This window comes from Streptomyces sp. NPDC058674 (assembly GCF_042716505.1).
Classification (GTDB): Bacteria; Actinomycetota; Actinomycetes; order Streptomycetales; family Streptomycetaceae; genus Streptomyces.
Genome location: NZ_JBHXSC010000038.1, coordinates 22,039 through 40,568, shown reverse-complemented (window position 1 = coordinate 40,568; position 18,530 = coordinate 22,039). Strand labels below are relative to the sequence as shown.

Genomic DNA, 18,530 nt, shown 5'->3' with positions numbered 1-18,530 from the left:
GGAAGGTGACCGGGTGCAGCCGGGGCATCACCTGCCGTGGGACCAGTGGTCCCGTGCACGCGAAACCGGGGACGGTTGCTGCGTAAGGTGCTTACAGCACACCGATGTGCGACGGACAAGGGGAGGGCAGCCCCGACATGAACAACAGGGACGGCACGGACGAAACGCCGGACGGCAGGGACGACAAGGGCAGGGAGAAGGACAAGGACAAGGACGGCAAGGAGCCGCTCCGGGTGGGCGTGGCCGTGCGCAAGCGGCGCCGCGCGCTCCAGCTGACGCTGGCGGCCGTCTCGGCGCGCAGCGGCCTGTCCGTACCCTTCCTGAGCCAGATAGAGAACGAGCGGGCCCGTCCCAGCATGCGCTCCCTGGAACGTGTCGCGGACGCGCTGGAGACCACGGCCGTCGAACTGCTGGCCGCCTCCGACACCGCCCGTACCGTGGACCTCGTACGGGCCGGGGACGACTCCGCGCTCACCCCGGTCCCGGGCGTACGGCCCCTCGTGCGCGGCCACCACCAGCTGCACGCGCTGGAGTTCACCGGGGACCAGGACGCCGGCCGGGAGTACCAGCACCGCAACGACGAGCTGATGTACGTGGTCGCGGGTGCCTGCCAGGTGGAGGCCGAGGGCCGGGCGTACCGGCTGGAGAGCGGGGACGCGCTGTTCCTGTCCGGAGGCGTACGGCACCGCTGGCGGGCCGTCACCGAGGACACCCGCATCCTGGTCGTCGCGGTCGGCGAGCACATCCACGCCACGTCCGAGCCGCCGTCGCCCGGGTGCTGAGCGGCGTGCGGCGGGTCGTCTCGCTGGTGCCGTCGCTGACCGAGGCGGTGGCGGTCAGCGCACCGGGTCTGCTGGTCGGGGCCACGGACTGGTGCACGCACCCCGGGGACCTCGGGGACGCGGTGCGGATCGGGGGGACGAAGAACCCGGACGTACGGCGGATCGCGGAGCTGCGCCCCGACCTGGTGATCGCCAACGAGGAGGAGAACCGGGCCCCCGACCTGGCGGCGCTGCGCGCGGCCGGACTGGAGGTGCTGGTCACCGAGGTCCGGGACCTGCCGCAGGCGATCCGGGAGCTGGACCGGGTGCTGGTGGGGGTACTGGGGCTGAAGAGGCCGGGGTGGCTGGCGGACGCCGAATCCGCGTGGGCCCGGACGGAGCCGGCGGAGCTCCTGACCGCCTTCGTGCCGGTGTGGCGGCGGCCGTGGATGGTGCTGGGCCGCGACACCTTCGCGGGGGACCTGCTGGCCAGGCTGGGGGTGCGCAACGCGTACGCCGGACACGCGGAGCGCTACCCGCGCGTCCCGGCCGAGGAGCTGGCCGCGAGCGGCTGCGACCTGGTGGTGCTCCCGGACGAGCCGTACCGCTTCACGGCCGGGGACGGCCCGGAGGCCTTCCCAGGACTGCCCGCCGCACTGGTCTCCGGCCGCCACCTGACCTGGTACGGCCCCTCGCTGGCGCAGGCCCCGGCAGTACTGGCGCGGTCCCTGCGCGCACCGTACTGACCCTGCGCCGACCGGTACGGACCACTGCCGACGGGTACGGACCTCTGCCGACCGGTACCCACCCGCGCTGAGCCGTACGGACCCGCGCCGGCCCGCGCTCGTTTCCTCCGGGCCGTCCTCCGGCGGCTCCGGGTCTGCGCCCGGTGCCGCCCCGGGCCCGTCAGCTTCCGTCCGGCCGGGAGCGGAGTGATCGGCTCCGGCCCGGCGCGGCGGGTGCGCCCGGAGCCGCGGGGAGGCGGCCGGTGGACAGGCCGTGCAGGGTGCGGGCCGCCGCCGCGAGCCACGCCGCCAGCAGGGCGGCGTACAGGACGGCGGCGAGCCAGGCGAAGGCGGTCAGGCCGGTGTGGCGGGCGAGTCCGGCCGCGCCGGTGACACAGGTGCCGACGGGGAAGGTCAGTGCCCACCAGGTCATGGAGAAGCCCATGCCGCCCCGGGCCGCTCGGACGAGCATGGCCGCGGAGAGGGCCAGCCACAGCAGGGCGAAGCCCATCACGGGGACCCCGTAGACCACGGCGAACGCGCCGAGCGCACCGGCGTAGGGGGCGCCGATCGACCGGGGGGCCATGTCGGCGAGCTGGTTCACGGCGGTGGTCGACTGCCCCAGGGGGCCCAGGACCAGGAACAGGGTCGGGGTGAGCGGCAGGGGCAGCGGGCCGCCCGTGAGCAGCCGCCCGAAGACCAGGGGGAGCATCAGCAGGGTGGCCAGCAGGCTGAGGCCGAAGAGGGCGTAGCAGCCCAGCAGCATGGCCTCGCGGGGCTGGCCGGCGGGCAGGTGGGGGATGAGCAGCGGTCCGAGCGCGGCGGAGACCATCGGCGCGACGAGGGGAAGCAGCCAGACGGGGGTGGCCCGGGCCGCCTCGACCGTGTGGCGCACCACCATCAGGTACGGCACGGCCACGGCCGTCAGCAGGGCCGTCGCGGTGCCCGCGGTGAACAGCACGGCGTCCACGGCGACGGCGGCGCTCAGGCCGATGAGGTCCTTGCCGACGATGAGGGCGCCGCCGCCCACGGCCAGCAGGGCCATGGAGAGACAGCCGTAGAACGGTGCGACGGCGGGGTCGAGCAGGTGGGCCCGCGCCTGGTCCCGGTGGTGGATCCAGTGCCCGGCGCGCGCCACGAGCAGGACGGCGAGGGCGGCGGCGGACAGCGCCCAGACGAGCTGGCAGGCCACGCGCTGGCCGGGGAGCTGGTAGGGGAGCGTCGCGCCGGCGGTCGCGACGATCGCCGTCCCCATGACGCAGGCGTACCAGTTCGGCCCGAGGTGCCGCAGGGCCTCGTGGGCCCGGGGGGCGGTCCTCCCGGCGGGGGTGGTGCGGGTGCGGGGTCGCACGAGGGTGGTGGCCATGGCTCCAGGGTCGGGCGGGGGCGGACCGGGCGGCAGAGGTCATCTCCCTATGAGGCCATAAACTGATGTTATGGGTAATGAGGAGTGGGTTCCGCTGGCGCACCGGGTGCCGGACCTGGGCGCGCTGGAACTGCTGCTCGCGGTCGCGCGGGTCGGCAGCCTGAGCGGCGCGGCTCGGCGGCTGGGCATCACCCAGCCCGCGGCGAGCAGCCGCATCCGGGCGATGGAGACGCGGCTGGGCGTGGCCCTGGTGGACCGCTCGCCGCGCGGCTCCACGCTGACGGCGGAGGGAGCGCTGGTCACCGACTGGGCGCGGCGGGTGGTGGAGGCGGCGGAGGCGTTCGACGCGGGCGCGCAGGCGCTGCGGGGGCGGCGGGACTCGCGGCTGCGGGTGGCCGCGAGCATGACCATCGCCGAGTACCTGCTTCCGGGGTGGCTGATCGCGCTGCGCGGGCAGCGGCCCGACACGGCGGTCTCGCTGCACGCGGGGAACTCCGCGGACGTCGCCGAGCGGGTGCTCGCGCACGAGGCGGACCTCGGCTTCGTGGAGGGGCTGACGGCGCCGGAGGGGCTGGACTCGGCGGTGATCGCGCAGGACCGGCTCGTGGTGGCCGTGGCGCCGGGGCACGCGTGGGCGCGCCGGTCCAAGGGCGTGGCCGCGCAGGAGCTGGCCTCCGCGCCGTTGATCCTGCGGGAGCGCGGGTCCGGGACGCGGCAGGTGCTGGACGCGGCACTGGCCGGATGCGGGGGGCTCGCCGAGCCGCTGCTGGAGCTGGCGTCGACCACGGCGGTGAAGGCGGCGGCGCTGAGCGGGGCCGGTCCGTGCGTGCTGTCGGAGCTGGCGGTGGGGGACGAACTGGCGGCGCGGCGGCTGGTGGAGGTGCCGGTGGCCGGGGCCGGGCTGGGTCGGGAGCTGCGGGCCGTCTGGCCCGCCGGATCGCGCCCGGCGGGCCCGGCCCGCGACCTGCTGTCCCTGACCCGCCGACCGGCGCCCTGACCCCCGCCGGGCCGGGGGCCGGTCCTGGCTCCCGCTGGGCAGGGGGCGGTCCTGGCCTCCGCCGGGCCGGGGTCGGGTCCTGGCCTCCGCCGCGCCGGGGCCGGGTCCTGGCCCCCGCCGGGCCGGGGCGGTCCTGACCCCCGCCGGGGTCAGCTCACCGGGGTCGGCGCGTGGAGGGCCGCGCGCAGGCCGGCGGCTGCGATCAGGGAGGACATCACGCGCGTGTCCGTGTCCCGTTCCGGGTGCCACTGGACGCCCAGGACCCACCGCCGCGGGTCGGGAAGCTCGATCGCCTCGACCGTCCCGTCCACCGCCTCCGCAGACACGACCAGGCCCCGGCCCAGTTGGTCGACGGCCTGGTGGTGGTAGGTCGGCACCTGCGCCTCCTCCGGGACCAGCGCCGCGTACCGGGTGCCCGGGACCGGGCGGACCGGGTGCCGGGACATCACCCCCGGAGCCCCGACGTGGCCGTCGATGTGCTGGACGAGGGTGCCGCCCAGGGCGACGTTCAGCGCCTGCATGCCCCGGCAGATCCCGAGCAGGGGCACGTCGCCCGCCAGTGCGGCGTCGATCAGGGCGAGCTCCCAGCGGTCCCGCACCGCCGCGGGGGCGCCCGTACGGGGGTCGCGGGCGGCTCCGTAGTGGACCGGGTCCAGGTCCGGCCCGCCCGCGACGACCAGGCCGTCCACGCGGCCCAGCACCTCCGCCGCCCGCCCCGGGTCGTCCGGCGGGAGCAGGACCGCCGCCCCGCCCGCCGCCTGGACGAGCTCGTGGTACCCGGAGGGGGCCAGGGCCGCCGGGACGTCCCACACGCCGTAGCGGGCGGACTCCTCCACGTAGGTGCTGATGCCGATGAGCGGCCTGGTCACGTACTCCACCTCCGGGGCGGGAGCGCTCTGGGACGGGGACAGGATTTCACTTGCGGGAGAGCTCCGCCTCGGCTTCGGCGAGGGCCGCGAACTCCTCCTCGGGCGCCGAGGCCACCAGGTGGTGCCGGCTGTAGAACGCGAAGTAGGCGAGGGCCACGGCGTACACGGCCAGCGCGATGAACGCCGCGTCCTTGTCCACCAGGAAGGTGGCGACCAGCGCCGAGAGCGCGAGGACGAAGGCCGTCGAGGAGGTCGCGATCCCGCCGGGGGTGCGGTACGGCCGGTCCAGGTCCGGCTCCCGGCGGCGCAGCACGATGTGCGAGAGGGCCATCAGGGCGTACGAGATGGTCGCGCCGAAGACCGCGATGTTGAGCATGCGGGCGCCGTCGCCGGTGGCCGCCGCGAGGGCGAAGCCGATCACCCCGGGGATCACGAGGCCGAGGTACGGGGCCTTTCGGCGCGAGGTCAGGGAGAGGAAGCGCGGCAGGTAGCCGGCCCGGGACAGGGCGAAGAGCTGGCGGGAGCCGGCGTAGATGAGCGAGAAGAAGGAGGCCACCAGGCCGGCGAGGCCCGCGTAGTTGACGAACCGGCTCAGCGCGGTCGGGTCACCGGTCCCCTCCAGCGCCACCACCAGCGGGTTCCCCGCCGACTTGACGGCGTCCGCACCCTGCGCGCCGGTCGCCGCGAAGAAGGTGATCAGGGCCAGCACGGCGAGGATGCCCATGGAGATCGAGAGCGCCTTCGGCATGGAGCGGACCGGGTCCTTGGCCTCCTCGGCCGCCAGCGGCACGCCCTCCACGCCGAGGAAGAACCACATGCCGAAGGGGAAGGCCGCCCAGATGCCCAGGAGGCCCATCGGCAGCCAGGAGTTCGCGCCGAGGGCGTCCGCGTCGACCGGGATGTCGTTCAGGCGGTCGGCGTCGAACTCGGTGAAGGCGCCCACGGCGAAGATCAGCAGCGCGGCGACGGCGATGGCGGTGACCACGAGGCTGAAGCGCAGCGCCTCGCCGACCCCCCAGAGGTGGACGCCGATGAACACCGCGAAGCAGGCGAGGTAGACCGGCCAGCCGGAGGTGAGCCCGAAGAGGCCGAGGGACTCCACGTAGTCGCCGATGAAGATGACGATCGCCGCCGGGGCCAGGATGTACTCGATGAGGATGGCGGTGCCGGTGAGGAAGCCGCCCCAGGGGCCCAGCGCGCGGCGGGCGAAGCCGTAGCCGCCGCCCGCCGTGGGCAGGATGGTGGACAGCTCCGCGAGGGAGAAGACCAGACAGGCGTACATCGCGCCCATCAGGACGGTGGCGATGGCCAGGCCGCCGAAGCCGCCCTTGGCCAGCCCCACGTTCCAGCCGGAGAAGTCCCCGGAGACCACGTACGCGACGCCGAGGCCGGTGAGCAGCAGCCAGCCGGCGCTGCCGCGGCGCAGGGTGCGGCGCTTGAGGTAGTCGTCGCCGCCCCCGGGGGAACCGGGGGATGCGGGCACGGCTGTCAGCCGTGCCTCGATGTCGTCGGCCATCGTGCGCTCCTGCCTCGGGGCAATGGTTGTGGGGCGTACCTTTGCCGCAGTGGAGTGGAGTACGCAAGACCCCTGCGTTAAACAGACGTTACGAAGGCCTCTCGGCCCGTGGCGCGCGGAACGCGCCACCGGGGGATCGGATCAGGCCAGGAACCCCCTCAGCAGGGCCGCCGTGCCGCAGCAGTGCTCGCGCATCGTCTCGCGCGCCCCGTCCGCGTCCCGCTCCAGCACCGACTCCACCAGCGCGGTGTGCTGCTGCTGCGAGTGCTCCAGATTGCGCACCAGCAGCGGGATGCAGTCCAGCAGGTCGTTCACGGTCGCCCGGACCGCCGCGTACTGGGCCGTCAGGGTGGCGGATCCGGCCAGTTCGCTCAGCGTCAGGTGGAAGAGGGTGTCCTGGCGGCGGTAGTCGGCGAGCGGGGCGTCGTGGGTCGCGGCCAGGGCGGCGAGCAGCCGCTCCGTTCCCTCCTCTGTCAGCCCGTGCGCGGCGCACAGCCCGGCCGCGCCCACCTCCAGTACCTCGCGGAACCGCAGGGCGTCCTCGATGTCCACCCCCGCGACGCGCCGGCGCAGCTCCTCCTCGGCGCTCCCGGCCGGGGTGTCGGGGCGGGCCAGGACGAACGTTCCGCCGTACCGCCCCCGCCGGGACTCCACCAGTCCCTGGTCCTGGAGCACCTTCAGCACCTCGCGCAGGGTGACGCGGCTGATGCCCATCCGCTCCGCCAGCTCGCGCTCGGGCGGGAGCCGTTCGCCGCCCGGCACCAGGCCGAGCCGGACCACCTGGAGGATCTGCTCCAGCGCCTCCTCGAAACCGTTGCCCGCCCGCACCTGTCGCAGCACGGGATTCAGCCGTGCGGCGGCAGGGCCCTCGCTCGCCGTGTCGGTCATCTTGCCCCCTCCCCTTCCCAAGCAATGGTTCTATTCAATACCTTAGGCCCCCTCGGCTCACCGAAGGAGAGATTCCCGTGGTAGACCGCAAGCCGCCGCTCGCGCCCGAGGAGCTCCGCTCCCTCGTCGCCAGCGGCGAGATCGACACCGTGGTCCTGGCCTTCCCCGACATGCAGGGGCGGCTCCAAGGCAAGCGGTTCGCCGCACAGTTCTTCCTCGACGAGGTCCTCGCGCACGGCACCGAGGGCTGCAACTACCTCCTCGCCGTCGACACCGACATGAACACCGTCGACGGTTACGAGATGTCCTCGTGGGACCGGGGCTACGGCGACTTCGCCATGCACCCCGACCTCGCCACGCTGCGCCGCGTCCCCTGGAACCCGGGCAGCGCCTTCCTCCTCGCCGACCTGGCCTGGAGCGACGCCTCGCCCGTGATCGCGGCCCCCCGGCAGATCCTGCGCCGCCAGCTGGAGCGCCTCGCCGAGCACGGATACACCGCGATGGTCGGCACCGAGCTGGAGTTCATGGTCTTCCAGGACACCTACGAGCAGGCCTGGAACGCCAACTACCGCGGCCTGACCCCCGCCAACCAGTACAACATCGACTACTCCGTCCTCGGGACCGGCCGCGTCGAGCCGCTGCTGCGCCGTATCCGCAACGAGATGCAGGCGGCCGGCCTGGTCGTCGAGTCGGCCAAGGGGGAGTGCAACCTCGGCCAGCACGAGATCGCCTTCCGCTACGACGAGGCGCTGACCACCTGCGACCAGCACGCCGTCTACAAGACCGGGGCGAAGGAGATCGCCGCCCAGGAGGGTGTCTCGCTCACCTTCATGGCCAAGTACGACGAGCGCGAGGGCAACTCCTGTCACATCCACCTCTCGCTGAACGACACCGACGGACGCAACGCGATGGCCGGGGACGGCCCGGGCGGAATGTCACCGGTGATGCGACACTTCCTGGCCGGCCAGCTGGCCGCGCTGCGCGACTTCTCCCTTCTCTACGCCCCGAACATCAACTCGTACAAGCGTTTCCGGCCGGGTTCCTTCGCCCCGACCGCGGTCGCCTGGGGCGCGGACAACCGGACCTGCGCCCTCCGGGTGGTCGGCCACGGCCGCTCCATGCGCTTCGAGAACCGCCTCCCCGGCGGTGACGTCAACCCGTACCTCGCCGTCGCCGGCCTGGTCGCGGCCGGGCTCCACGGGGTCGAGCACCGGCTGGAGCTCCCGGAGGCCTGCGCGGGCAACGCCTACACCGCCGACTACGCGCACGTGCCGACCACGCTGCGCGAAGCCGCCGAGCTCTGGGAGAACAGCGAGATCGCCAAGGCCGCCTTCGGCCCCGAAGTGGTCGCCCACTACCGGAACATGGCCCGCGTCGAGCTCGACGCCTACGACTCCGCGGTGACCGACTGGGAGCTGCGGCGCTCCTTCGAACGCCTGTAACCGCCCCGCCCGCGGTCTCCGCACCCGTGCACACCTTCGAACGTCTGCGAGGCACCACGTGTCCGATGCGCTGGAAGTCCTGAATCCGGCCACCGAGGAAATCGTCGCCACCGTCCCGGCCGCCACACGGGACGACGTCGACGCCGCCGTCACCAGAGCGGCCGCGGCGCAGCGCCGCTGGGCCGCGGCGGCCCCCGCCGACCGGGCCCGGCTGCTCCGCCGGTTCGCCGCCGTCGTCGACGGCCACATCGAGGAGCTGGCGCAGCTGGAGGTCCGCGAAGCCGGCCACACCATCGGCAACGCCCGCTGGGAGGCCGGCAACGTCCGCGACCTCCTCGACTTCGCCGCCGGGGGAGTGGAGCGGCTCTCCGGCCGCCAGATCCCCGTCGCCGGCGGCATCGACGTCACCTTCCTCGAACCCCTCGGCGTCATCGGCGTGATCGCCCCCTGGAACTTCCCCATGCCCATCGCCGCCTGGGGCCTGGCACCCGCCCTGGCCGCCGGCAACGCGGTCGTCCTCAAGCCCGCCGAGACCACCCCGCTCACCGCCCTGCGCCTGGCCGAACTGGCCCTCGAAGCCGGGCTCCCCGAGCACCTCTTCCAGGTGCTCCCCGGCCGAGGGGAGGTCACGGGCGACGCGCTCGTCGAGCACCCGGGCGTCGCGAAGATCGTCTTCACCGGCTCCACCCGGGTCGGCAAGCAGATCATGGCCAAGTGCGCCGACCGGGTGAAGCGGGTCACCCTCGAACTCGGCGGCAAGAGCCCCAACATCGTCTTCGCGGACGCCGACCTCGAAGCGGCGGCCGCGGCCGCCCCCATGGCCTTCCTCGACAACACCGGCCAGGACTGCTGCGCCCGCACCCGCATCCTCGTCCAGCGCTCCGCCTACGACCGGTTCCTGGAACTGCTCGCCCCCGGCATCGAGGGCGTCGTCGTCGGCGACCCGGCCGACGAGAAGACCCAGATGGGACCGCTGATCTCGCGGGCGCAACTGGAGCGCGTACGGTCCTACGTCACCGACGACCTCGCCGCGATCCGCGGCACCGCCCCCGAGGGCCCCGGCTTCTGGTACCCGCCCACCCTCGTCACCGACGCCGCCCCGACGTCCCCGGTGGCCGCCGAGGAGGTCTTCGGCCCGGTCGCCGTCGTCCTGCCCTTCGAGGACGAGGAGGACGCCGTACGCCTGGCCAACGCCACCGAGTACGGGCTCTCCGGCTCCCTGTGGACCCGCGACATCGGCCGTGCGCTGCGCGTCTCGCGCGCCGTCGCCGCGGGCAACCTGTCCGTCAACTCGCACTCCAGCGTCCGCTACTGGACCCCCTTCGGCGGCTACAAGCAGTCCGGGCTCGGCCGCGAGCTCGGACCCGACGCCCTCACCGCTTTCACCGAGACCAAGAACGTCTTCATCAGCACGGAGGCCTGAACCACCATGACCGACCGCACCGAAGCGATCATCTGCCGCCGCCTCGTCGGCCGCACCGCTGTCATCACCGGAGCCGGCAGCGGCATCGGCCTGGCCACCGCCCGCCGGCTCGCCTCCGAAGGCGCCGACGTCGTCTGCGCCGACATCGACCCGGCCGCGGGCAAGGCCGCGGCCGACGAGGTGGGCGGCCTCTTCGTCCAGGTGGACGTCACCGACAAGGAGCAGGTCGACGCCCTCTTCAAGACGGCCCACGACACCTACGGCTCCGTCGACATCGCCTTCAACAACGCGGGCATCTCGCCCGCCGACGACGACTCGATCCTCCTCACCGGCCTCGACGCCTGGAAGCGGGTCCAGGACGTCAACCTCACCTCCGTCTACCTGTGCTGCAAGGCCGCCCTGCCCTACATGCAGGCCCAGAAGCGCGGCTCCATCATCAACACCGCGTCCTTCGTGGCCCTGATGGGCGCCGCGACCTCGCAGATCTCCTACACGGCCTCCAAGGGCGGGGTCCTCGCCATGTCCCGCGAGCTCGGCGTGCAGTTCGCCCGCGAGGGCATCCGCGTCAACGCCCTGTGCCCGGGGCCGGTCAACACCCCGCTGCTCCAGGAGCTCTTCGCCAGCGACCCGGAGCGCGCCGCCCGCCGCCTCGTGCACATCCCCGTCGGCCGCTTCGCCGAAGCCGAGGAGATCGCCGCCGCCGTCGCCTTCCTCGCCAGCGACGACTCCTCCTTCGTCAACGCCGCCGACTTCGTCGTCGACGGCGGCATCTCCGGCGCGTACGTCACCCCGCTGTAGGCCCCTCGCAGACGGCCCGGTGGCCCCGCCCGCGGACGCCGCCGCCGTGGCCGACCGACTCGGTGTGCCGGACGACTCAGAGGAACGTGCGGCCCTCGCCCCGGTAGGTCGGGGCGGTGGCCGTCACCCGGTCCCCCTGGACCAGGTGCAGCGCGTCGAAGCGCTCGCAGAGCTCCCCGGCCTTCGCGTGCCGGAACCACACCCGGTCGCCGATCAGCAGGTCGTCGGCCGGGCTGCCGAGCAGGGGCGTCTGCACCTCGCCGGCGCCCTCCTGCGGGTCGTAGCGCAGCCCCTGCGGCAGGTACGGGACGGGCAGCCGGTCGGGGCCGGCCGCCCCCGAGGCCGGATAGCCGCCGCCGAGCACCGTCACCACCCCCACACCGGGGCGCCGGACCACGGGCTGGGCGAACAGCGCCGCCGGGCGCCCCCGGAAGGACGTGTAGTTGTCGAACAGCCGCGGCACGTAGAGCCCCGACCCGGCGGCGATCTCCGTCACCGCGTCCTCGGCGGCGGTCTGCTGCACGCTGCCGGTGCCGCCGCCGTTGACGAACTCCAGGTCCGGCACGACCGAGCGGACGGCCCGAACCGCCTCCGCGCGCCGGGCGGCGAGCTCCTTGCGGGCCGCGCCCTGCATCAGCCGGATGGCCCGCGACCGCAGGGGCCGTCCGGCCAGCGCGTCCCCGACCCCCGCGACGTGACCCTCGTACCCCATCAGCCCCACCACCCGGAACCCGGGCCGGGCCGAGACCGTACGGGCCAGGTCGGCGAGCTGCTCCGGCGTGCGCAGCGGCGAACGCCGGGCCCCCACCCGCACCCTGCCGCCGAACAGGTGCAGGGCGGTGTCCAGCTCCAGGCAGACGCGGACCTCCTGGGCGCCGCCGGCGCGGGACCGGTCGATCAGCTCCAGCTGGGCGGGGTCGTCGACCATGACGGTCACCGCCGCGGCGAGCTTGGGGTCGTCGGCCAGCTCGCCGAAACCGGCCCGGTCGGCGGACGGGTAGGCCAGCAGGACGTCCTCGAAGCCGGAACGGGCCAGCCAGAGCGACTCGGCGAGGGTGTACGACATGATCCCGGCGAACCCGGGCCGGGCCAGGACCCGTTCGAGGAGCACCTGGCACCGGACGGACTTGCTGGCCACCCGGACCGGCTTCCCGCCGGCCCGGCGCACGAGGTCGTCGGCATTCGCGTCGAACGCGTCGAGGTCCACGACGGCCAGCGGCGCGTCGAGGTGCGCGGTCGCCCGGTCGTACCGGGCCCGGTCGGCGGCGGGGGAGTTCATGGGCGGCAGCTTGCCAGACCGCTCTACCGGTGGGTAGGGGGCGGCGGAGCCGGTGCCGTCCTGACCGCCGTGGTCGACGGTTCCCCGGCTTCCGCCCCCGGTCTTGGCGGCCCGAGCACGTTCCGACGGCCGGTGCCGGGCGTGGTGCCGTCCTGACCGCCGCGGTCGACGGTTCCCCGGCTTCCGCCCCGGTCCTGGGCGGCCCGAGCACGCTCCGACGGCCCGCGCCACACCCGCTCCCGCACCGCCGGTGGCGGGCCGCCGGCCGCGATGGGGCACGGGGTCGGCGGCCCGGCCGCGGGGGGCCGTAGAGTACGGGCAGGCAGCCGTACGGAACGGGGGGCGGAGCCGCCGGATGACCACGACGACACCGCGGACCGCGCTGCCGGGCGAGCCCGAACCCTTCCCGCCCCCGCACGCGCCGTCGCGCCGCCGCCACCCCGGGCGGGTCCTCGCCGCCGTCCTGAGCGGCCTCCTCGGGGCCGGCCTCCTCGGCGGCGCCGGAGTCGGCGCCTGGGCGGACCACCGCGACGCGCACCGGCCCCCGCCCCCCGACGCCGCCTACCGCGAGGCCGGTTCGCTCTGGCGCGCCGCGCCCGTGGACAGCCTCTTCCCCACCGTCCTCGACGGCCCCGCGGCCGGCCCGGGCGGCGCCGACCGGACCTGGACCCGGATCGCCGTCGCGCCCGACGCGGACTGCCCGGCCGCGCTCTCCGCCGAGTGGCGGGCGCTGCTCGCCGCCACCGGCTGTACCCGCGTGCTCCGGGCCGCCTACACCGATGCCACCCGCTCTTCCCTGATCACCGTCGGCATGGTCTTCACCCCCGCCGACGCGCCCGCCCTGGCCGCGGCCGGGGCGCGGCTCCCCGCCCCGCCCGCGTACGGGTTCACCGACGCCCAGCGCGCGGCCTGGACCGCGTCCGCACTGGCCGAGGCCCCCGTCGTCCTCTACACGGTCTCCGCCTTCGCCGACGGCCGCTCCGTGGACGCGCCCCGCCCCGCCAAGGAAGCGATGGAGAAGGACGCCACCGGGTCCGTGGCCCAGGCGGGCCTGGGCCACGACGCCGACGCCGTCGCCGGGCGCATCCGAGCCGCCCTGCGGACGCTCGCCGCCCCGCCCGCACCCCCGGAGCCCGCCGGATGAGCCGCCCCCGCCCCGCACTCGGACCCGTCGCCGCCGTCCTCACGGCGACCGCGGTCCTCCTGGCCGCCTCGCCGGCCCCCGCCGCCGCGGACACCATCCGGGACCGCCAGTGGGGCCTGCTCGCCCTGCGCGCCGAGGAGGCCTGGGGCACCACCCGGGGCGACGGCGTCACCGTCGCCGTCCTCGACACCGGGGTCGACGACTCCCATCCCGACCTCGCCGGCCAGGTCCTCGCCGGCACCGACCTCATCGGAATGGGCGCCGGCCGGGGGGACCGCTCCTGGGCCCGCCACGGCACCGCCATGGCCGGCATCATCGCCGGGCACGGCCACGGACCCAGCCGCGGCCAGGGCGTCCTCGGAGTGGCGCCGCAGGCGAAGATCCTGCCCGTCCGGGTGATCCTGGAGGAGGGCGACCCGGGCCGCGCCAAAGCCCGCGAGAGCAAGGGCGGCGCGCTCGCCGAGGGCATCCGCTGGGCCGCCGACCACGGGGCCGACGTGATCAACCTGTCCCTCGGCGACGACAGCGACTCCGCCCACCACGAGGCGGGGGAGGACGAAGCCGTCCAGTACGCCCTCGCCAAGGGCGTCGTCGTCGTCGCCTCCGCCGGCAACGGCGGCGAGAGCGGCGACCGCGTCTCCTACCCGGCCGCCTACCCGGGGGTGATCGCGGTCACCGCCGTCGACCGCCGGGGCCGCAAGGCCGCCTTCTCCACGCGCAACTGGTACGCCACCGTCAGCGCTCCCGGCGTGGACGTGGTCATCGCCGACCCCGACCGGTCGTACTACGAGGGCTGGGGCACCAGCGCGGCGGCGGCCTTCGTCTCGGGATCGGTGGCCCTGGTCAGGGCCGCCCACCCGGACCTCTCCCCGGCGCAGATCAAGAAGCTGCTGGAGGACACCGCCTCGGACAGCCCCGCCGCGGGCCGCGACGACGCGCGCGGCCACGGCACCGTCGACCCCGCCGCCGCCCTCCAGGCCGCCGACGCGATGCTGCCGCAGGCGCCGGTGCCCGCGCCCGCCCCGGCCGGACGCACCTACTTCGGCCCCGGGCCCGAGCCCGCCCGCCCGCCCGAGCGCAGGGCCCGGTTCGGCGCGCCGGAGGCAGCGGTGGCGGGTGCGGCGCTGCTCGTCCTGGCCGCCGTACTGACCAGGCGTCCGCGGCGCGGGCCCAGGGGGCGGGACGGGGAGCCGTACCCGGCACAGTAGGGTCGGGGAACTGTGGCGAACATGGCGAACAAGAACATTCCCGACCCGGGCTTCTCCGACGACGACGGCAGCGCCGACCCCCGGCTGACCGCGGCCCTGGCCGCGTGGGCCCAGGACCGGGCGAAGGAGCCGGAGGTGCTGGCCGCCCTCAAGGGCGCCCGCCTGCTGGTCCCGGTGGTCGCCGTCCTCGGCGAGGTGGAGACGGACCCGGAGACCGGGCTGAAGCGCGAGAAGACCAGTGACATGGCCGTCCCGACCCTGCGGGCGGGCGACCGCCGGGCGCTCCCCGCCTTCACGTCGATCGCCTCGCTGGCGCTGTGGGACCCGGCGGCCCGGCCGGTGGCGGTCCCGCTGCACCAGGCCCTGGCGGCCGCCGCGCACGAGAAGGCCGACACCCTGGTCCTGGACCTGGCCGGCCCGGTCGCCTACCAGCTGACCGGTTCCGCGCTGCTCGCGCTGGCCGAGGGCCGCACGGACGCGGGACCGCTGGCCGACCCCGCGGTACGGGAGGCCGTACGGGCGGCCGTGTCCGCGGAGCCCGCCGTCCTGCGCGCCCATCTCGGCCCGGGCGGCGCGGACTCCGACGGGACCCTGGCGATCGTCCTGCCCGCCGACGCGCGGGCCTCCGCCGCGGCCCGGCGGGTCGCCGAGGCGCTGGCGGCGGACCCGGTCCTGCGGGCGCGCCTGGTGCGCGGGCTGGACCTGGCCCTGCTCCCCGCCGACGCCCCGGCGCCGGCGGGCGAACCGCTGTTCACCCGCTGACCGCGGCCCGCCGGCCGGGCCGCCGGCGGCGGCCCGGCGTGTGCGGGGATCAGCCGAGGGCGGGATCGGCCGAGGACGGGATCAGCCGAAGACGGGACCGGTGAACTTCTCGCCCGGGCCCTGGCCCGGCTCGTCCGGGACGACCGAGGCCTCGCGGAAGGCGAGCTGGAGGGACTTCAGGCCGTCCCGCAGCGGGGCCGCATGGAAGGAGCTGATCTCGGTGGCGCTCGCCGTGACCAGGCCGGCCAGGGCCGTGATCAGCTTGCGGGCCTCATCCAGGTCCTTGTACTGCGAGTCCGGCTTGTCCAGGCCCAGGTTGACCGCCGCGGCGCTCAGCAGGTGTACGGCCACCGTGGTGATCACCTCGACCGCGGGGACCTCCGCGATGTCGCGGGTCATGGCGTCGTAGTCGGGGGAGGCGTCGGCAGCGGTGTCGGTGGGGGGTGTCGCGTCAGTCATGCGGACCACGATATGCCGTGCGGCGGGCTTGCAACGCGGGTGCTAGTATGTACATCGACCGGCCGGACACTGCTGTGCCCGGCCCACAAGTGGAGGCTCCGATCTCCCACCTGACTGCCCTCCGGGGCGGCGGGTCATCCGGTCAGGCGGTATCCATCGTTCCGTACGGACGATGGAAAGCCGCCCGATGTTGCGCCCCGCGGTTCGCACGCGGCGGTGCTCCGGTTGTTTTGGAGCCCCCGCCTGTGCCCGGCGGGGCTTTTTTCATTCTCCCGCCGCGGTCGGTCTGACGGAAATACACGTCAGCGGCTGTCTGCCAGGCAGCCGTGTGGTGCTACCGAGGAGGATCCATCAGCACCGAGCCCCGCATCAACGACCGGATTCGCGTTCCCGAGGTACGGCTTGTCGGTCCCAGCGGCGAGCAGGTCGGCATCGTGCCGCTTGCGAAGGCGCTTGAGCTCGCGCAGGAGTACGACCTCGACCTGGTCGAGGTCGCGGCGTCCGCACGCCCGCCGGTCTGCAAGCTCATGGACTACGGCAAGTTCAAGTACGAGTCGGCCATGAAGGCCCGTGAGGCGCGCAAGAACCAGGCGCACACGGTCATCAAGGAAATGAAGCTCCGGCCGAAGATCGACCCGCACGACTATGACACCAAGAAGGGTCACGTCGTTCGGTTCCTCAAGCAGGGCGACAAGGTCAAGATCACGATCATGTTCCGTGGTCGCGAGCAGTCCAGGCCGGAACTCGGCTTCCGACTGCTGCAGCGCCTCGCGGCCGACGTCGAGGACCTCGGGTTCATCGAGTCGAACCCGAAGCAGGACGGCCGAAACATGATCATGGTTCTCGGTCCGCACAAGAAGAAGACCGAGGCGATGGCCGAAGCCCGCGAGGCGCAGGCCGCCCGCAAGGCCGAGCGTCAGGGTGCGGCCCACTCCGAGGACGAGGCTCCTTCCGAGGAGACTCCGGCCGAGGCCGCCACTGACGAGGCAGTCGCCTCCACCGAGGCCACCGAGGCCGTCGCCGACGAGGCGCCCGCCGAGGAGCCGAAGACCGAGGCCTGATTCCGGGGCATCCCGCCTCGGATCACCGACACAACATGACGCTCCCCGGAGCCGGTCCCGCAGTGGACCGGTGGGGGCGCCACCGACGAGGAGACAACGGCGCTATGCCGAAGAACAAGACGCACAGCGGTTCCAAGAAGCGTTTCAAGATCACCGGCTCCGGCAAGGTGCTCCGTGAGCGCGCCGGCAAGCGCCACCTGCTCGAGCACAAGTCGTCCCGTGTCACCCGCCGCCTGACCGGCACCGCGGAGATGGCCCCCGGCGACGCCGCGAAGATCAAGAAGCTTCTCGGCAAGTGACGTTCCCCGCTCCCCCCGACGGGAGCGGAACGTCAGGACCGGGACCCCATCGAATTCGGGCCGTGTGAAGACACCCGCGGCCCCGCTACAAGGAGTTAAAAAGTGGCACGCGTCAAGCGGGCAGTAAACGCCCACAAGAAGCGCCGGGCGATCCTCGAGGCGGCCTCCGGCTACCGCGGTCAGCGTTCGCGCCTGTACCGCAAGGCCAAGGAGCAGGTCACCCACTCGCTGGTCTACAACTTCAACGACCGCAAGAAGCGCAAGGGCGACTTCCGTCAGCTGTGGATCCAGCGCATCAACGCCGCTGCCCGCCAGAACGGCATGACGTACAACCGCCTCATCCAGGGTCTGAAGGCCGCCAACATCGAGGTGGACCGCAAGATCCTCGCGGAGCTGGCCGTCAACGACGCCAACGCCTTCGCCGCGCTCGTCGAGGTCGCGCAGAAGGCGCTCCCGGCGGACGTCAACGCCCCCAAGGCCGCCGCCTAAGGGCTAGCCGGCCCGCTCCGCGCGGCCGGCCCCCACGGACCCGCAGGCGATTCGCCTGCGGGTCCGTGTGCTTTCCCCTGTACGCCGCACGCACCGCACCGCTCCGGACCCGAGAGAGAACCGCAGACACCATGGGCACCCCCGCCGAGCTGATCTCCCCCCGTTCCCCGCGGGTGGCCGCCGCCAGGCGACTGGCCCGGCGCAACTTCCGCACCAAGGAGCGCCGGTTCATCGCCGAGGGCCCGCAGGCGGTCCGCGAGGCCGTCGAGCACCGGGGCAGCACGGGCGGGACCACGCTGATCGAGCTGTTCGCGACGGTCGAGGCCGCCGAGCGCTACTCCGAGATCATCGACGCGGCGCTGGCCGCGGGCGCCCGCGTCCACTACGCCGGCGACGAGGTGCTGGCCGAGGTCTCGCAGACCATCACCCCGCAGGGGCTCGTCGGCGTCTGCCACTTCCTGGACTCGCCCTTCGAGGAGATCCTCGCGGCCCGGCCCCGGCTCGTCGCCGTCCTCGCGCACGTCCGCGACCCCGGCAACGCGGGCACCGTGCTGCGCTGCGCGGACGCCGCCGGAGCGGACGCGGTGGTGCTGACCGACGCCTCGGTTGACCTCTACAACCCCAAGTCGGTACGGGCCTCGGTCGGTTCCCTCTTCCACCTGCCGGTCGCCGTCGGCGTCCCGGTGGAGCAGGCCGTCCAGGGACTCCGGGCGGCCGGCGTGCGGATCCTCGCCGCCGACGGCGCCGGCGAGGACGACCTCGACGCCGAGCTGGACGCGGGCACCATGGGCACCCCCTCGGCCTGGATCTTCGGCAACGAGGCCTGGGGCCTGCCGGAGGAGACCCGCGCCCTCGCGGACGCGGTCGTGCGGGTGCCGATCCACGGCAAGGCGGAGAGCCTGAACCTCGCGACGGCCGCCGCCGTGTGCCTCTACGCCTCCGCCCGTGCACAGCGGGCGTCCGGAGGGTGCCGCTCCGTGACCCCCAGCTAGTAATGTGGCGGCCCGGGGGCCCACTGCGCTACTCGGAGATGTGGGGTACGGG

19 protein-coding genes are annotated in these 18,530 nt (G+C 74.2%); 13 read left to right on the top strand and 6 right to left on the bottom strand.

All coding sequences use genetic code 11. From position 1 onward, the window contains the following. Positions 1 to 137 precede the first annotated feature (137 nt). Entirely contained in the window at positions 138 to 782 is a 645-nt protein-coding gene (locus tag ACFWU6_RS20350) for a helix-turn-helix domain-containing protein (RefSeq protein ID WP_383805319.1), read from the top strand. Beyond that, positions 779 to 1,507, top strand: coding sequence for a helical backbone metal receptor (locus ACFWU6_RS20345; protein WP_383805330.1), 729 nt, complete (start codon positions 779 to 781; stop codon positions 1,505 to 1,507). The genes ACFWU6_RS20350 and ACFWU6_RS20345 overlap by 4 nt, the downstream gene beginning before the upstream one ends. A gap of 160 nt (positions 1,508 to 1,667) precedes the next feature. Here the strand turns inward: ACFWU6_RS20345 and ACFWU6_RS20340 are convergent, their stop codons facing one another. Continuing rightward, positions 1,668 to 2,852 (bottom strand): TDT family transporter, encoded by a 1,185-nt coding sequence (locus ACFWU6_RS20340; RefSeq protein ID WP_383982305.1) that lies wholly within the window; start codon positions 2,850 to 2,852, stop codon positions 1,668 to 1,670. 70 nt (positions 2,853 to 2,922) lie between these two features. On the opposite strand from ACFWU6_RS20340, the gene ACFWU6_RS20335 reads away from it, so the two are divergent. Further along, the gene (locus ACFWU6_RS20335; protein WP_383805315.1) at positions 2,923 to 3,849 is read left to right on the top strand and encodes a LysR family transcriptional regulator; all 927 of its coding nucleotides are present in this window, start codon (positions 2,923 to 2,925) and stop codon (positions 3,847 to 3,849) included. Between the two features lie 149 nt (positions 3,850 to 3,998). Here the strand turns inward: ACFWU6_RS20335 and ACFWU6_RS20330 are convergent, their stop codons facing one another. From ACFWU6_RS20330 to ACFWU6_RS20320, 3 genes are all read right to left on the bottom strand, one after another. Beyond that, complete coding sequence (locus ACFWU6_RS20330; protein WP_383982303.1) at positions 3,999 to 4,718, bottom strand: gamma-glutamyl-gamma-aminobutyrate hydrolase family protein; 720 nt, start codon at positions 4,716 to 4,718, stop codon at positions 3,999 to 4,001. Between the two features lie 46 nt (positions 4,719 to 4,764). Beyond that, the gene (gene eat, locus ACFWU6_RS20325) at positions 4,765 to 6,234 is read right to left on the bottom strand and encodes an ethanolamine permease (protein WP_383805312.1); all 1,470 of its coding nucleotides are present in this window, start codon (positions 6,232 to 6,234) and stop codon (positions 4,765 to 4,767) included. Positions 6,235 to 6,375: 141 nt separating this feature from the next. After that, complete coding sequence (locus ACFWU6_RS20320) at positions 6,376 to 7,122, bottom strand: FadR/GntR family transcriptional regulator (RefSeq protein ID WP_383805310.1); 747 nt, start codon at positions 7,120 to 7,122, stop codon at positions 6,376 to 6,378. A gap of 77 nt (positions 7,123 to 7,199) precedes the next feature. Between ACFWU6_RS20320 and ACFWU6_RS20315 the strand changes: the two genes are divergently transcribed. Genes ACFWU6_RS20315 through ACFWU6_RS20305 form a run of 3 tightly spaced genes read left to right on the top strand, consistent with a single transcriptional unit; the run spans position 7,200 to position 10,785 of the window. Then, positions 7,200 to 8,564 carry a glutamine synthetase family protein gene (locus ACFWU6_RS20315; protein ID WP_383805308.1) on the top strand — a complete coding sequence of 455 codons (1,365 nt, stop codon included), beginning with the start codon at positions 7,200 to 7,202 and terminating at the stop codon, positions 8,562 to 8,564. Between the two features lie 58 nt (positions 8,565 to 8,622). After that, positions 8,623 to 9,987: an aldehyde dehydrogenase family protein gene (locus tag ACFWU6_RS20310; RefSeq protein WP_383805306.1), complete on the top strand. Its 1,365-nt coding sequence runs from the start codon at positions 8,623 to 8,625 to the stop codon at positions 9,985 to 9,987. Between the two features lie 6 nt (positions 9,988 to 9,993). Continuing rightward, positions 9,994 to 10,785, top strand: a complete 792-nt coding sequence (locus ACFWU6_RS20305; protein WP_383805304.1) for a 3-oxoacyl-ACP reductase — start codon at positions 9,994 to 9,996, stop codon at positions 10,783 to 10,785. A gap of 76 nt (positions 10,786 to 10,861) precedes the next feature. Here the strand turns inward: ACFWU6_RS20305 and ACFWU6_RS20300 are convergent, their stop codons facing one another. Then, on the bottom strand, positions 10,862 to 12,064 hold the full coding sequence (locus ACFWU6_RS20300) for an amino acid deaminase/aldolase (RefSeq protein ID WP_383982301.1): 1,203 nt from the start codon (positions 12,062 to 12,064) through the stop codon (positions 10,862 to 10,864). A 355-nt stretch (positions 12,065 to 12,419) separates the two neighbouring features. Here ACFWU6_RS20300 and ACFWU6_RS20295 point away from each other — a divergent pair, with 355 nt between their 5' ends. Genes ACFWU6_RS20295 through ACFWU6_RS20285 form a run of 3 tightly spaced genes read left to right on the top strand, consistent with a single transcriptional unit; the run spans position 12,420 to position 15,178 of the window. Continuing rightward, on the top strand, positions 12,420 to 13,208 hold the full coding sequence (locus ACFWU6_RS20295) for a hypothetical protein (protein ID WP_383982299.1): 789 nt from the start codon (positions 12,420 to 12,422) through the stop codon (positions 13,206 to 13,208). Continuing rightward, on the top strand, positions 13,205 to 14,416 hold the full coding sequence (gene mycP / locus ACFWU6_RS20290; protein ID WP_383982297.1) for a type VII secretion-associated serine protease mycosin: 1,212 nt from the start codon (positions 13,205 to 13,207) through the stop codon (positions 14,414 to 14,416). Before ACFWU6_RS20295 ends, mycP begins: the two co-directional genes overlap by 4 nt. Before the next feature lie 21 nt (positions 14,417 to 14,437). Further along, the gene (locus tag ACFWU6_RS20285) at positions 14,438 to 15,178 is read left to right on the top strand and encodes an SseB family protein (protein WP_383805297.1); all 741 of its coding nucleotides are present in this window, start codon (positions 14,438 to 14,440) and stop codon (positions 15,176 to 15,178) included. Positions 15,179 to 15,259: 81 nt separating this feature from the next. On the opposite strand, the gene ACFWU6_RS20280 is transcribed toward ACFWU6_RS20285, so the two are convergent. Continuing rightward, positions 15,260 to 15,637 carry a DUF1844 domain-containing protein gene (locus ACFWU6_RS20280; protein WP_383982295.1) on the bottom strand — a complete coding sequence of 126 codons (378 nt, stop codon included), beginning with the start codon at positions 15,635 to 15,637 and terminating at the stop codon, positions 15,260 to 15,262. A gap of 326 nt (positions 15,638 to 15,963) precedes the next feature. On the opposite strand from ACFWU6_RS20280, the gene infC reads away from it, so the two are divergent. From infC to ACFWU6_RS20260, 4 genes are all read left to right on the top strand, one after another. Next, positions 15,964 to 16,698 (top strand): translation initiation factor IF-3, encoded by a 735-nt coding sequence (infC, locus tag ACFWU6_RS20275; RefSeq protein WP_383982293.1) that lies wholly within the window; start codon positions 15,964 to 15,966, stop codon positions 16,696 to 16,698. A gap of 104 nt (positions 16,699 to 16,802) precedes the next feature. Beyond that, the gene (gene rpmI, locus ACFWU6_RS20270) at positions 16,803 to 16,997 is read left to right on the top strand and encodes a 50S ribosomal protein L35 (protein WP_030387121.1); all 195 of its coding nucleotides are present in this window, start codon (positions 16,803 to 16,805) and stop codon (positions 16,995 to 16,997) included. 102 nt (positions 16,998 to 17,099) lie between these two features. After that, positions 17,100 to 17,486: a 50S ribosomal protein L20 gene (rplT, locus tag ACFWU6_RS20265; protein WP_007263143.1), complete on the top strand. Its 387-nt coding sequence runs from the start codon at positions 17,100 to 17,102 to the stop codon at positions 17,484 to 17,486. Between the two features lie 131 nt (positions 17,487 to 17,617). Then, a complete protein-coding gene (locus tag ACFWU6_RS20260; protein WP_383982291.1) occupies positions 17,618 to 18,478 on the top strand; it encodes a TrmH family RNA methyltransferase in 861 nt (286 codons plus the stop codon). Positions 18,479 to 18,530 lie beyond the last annotated feature (52 nt).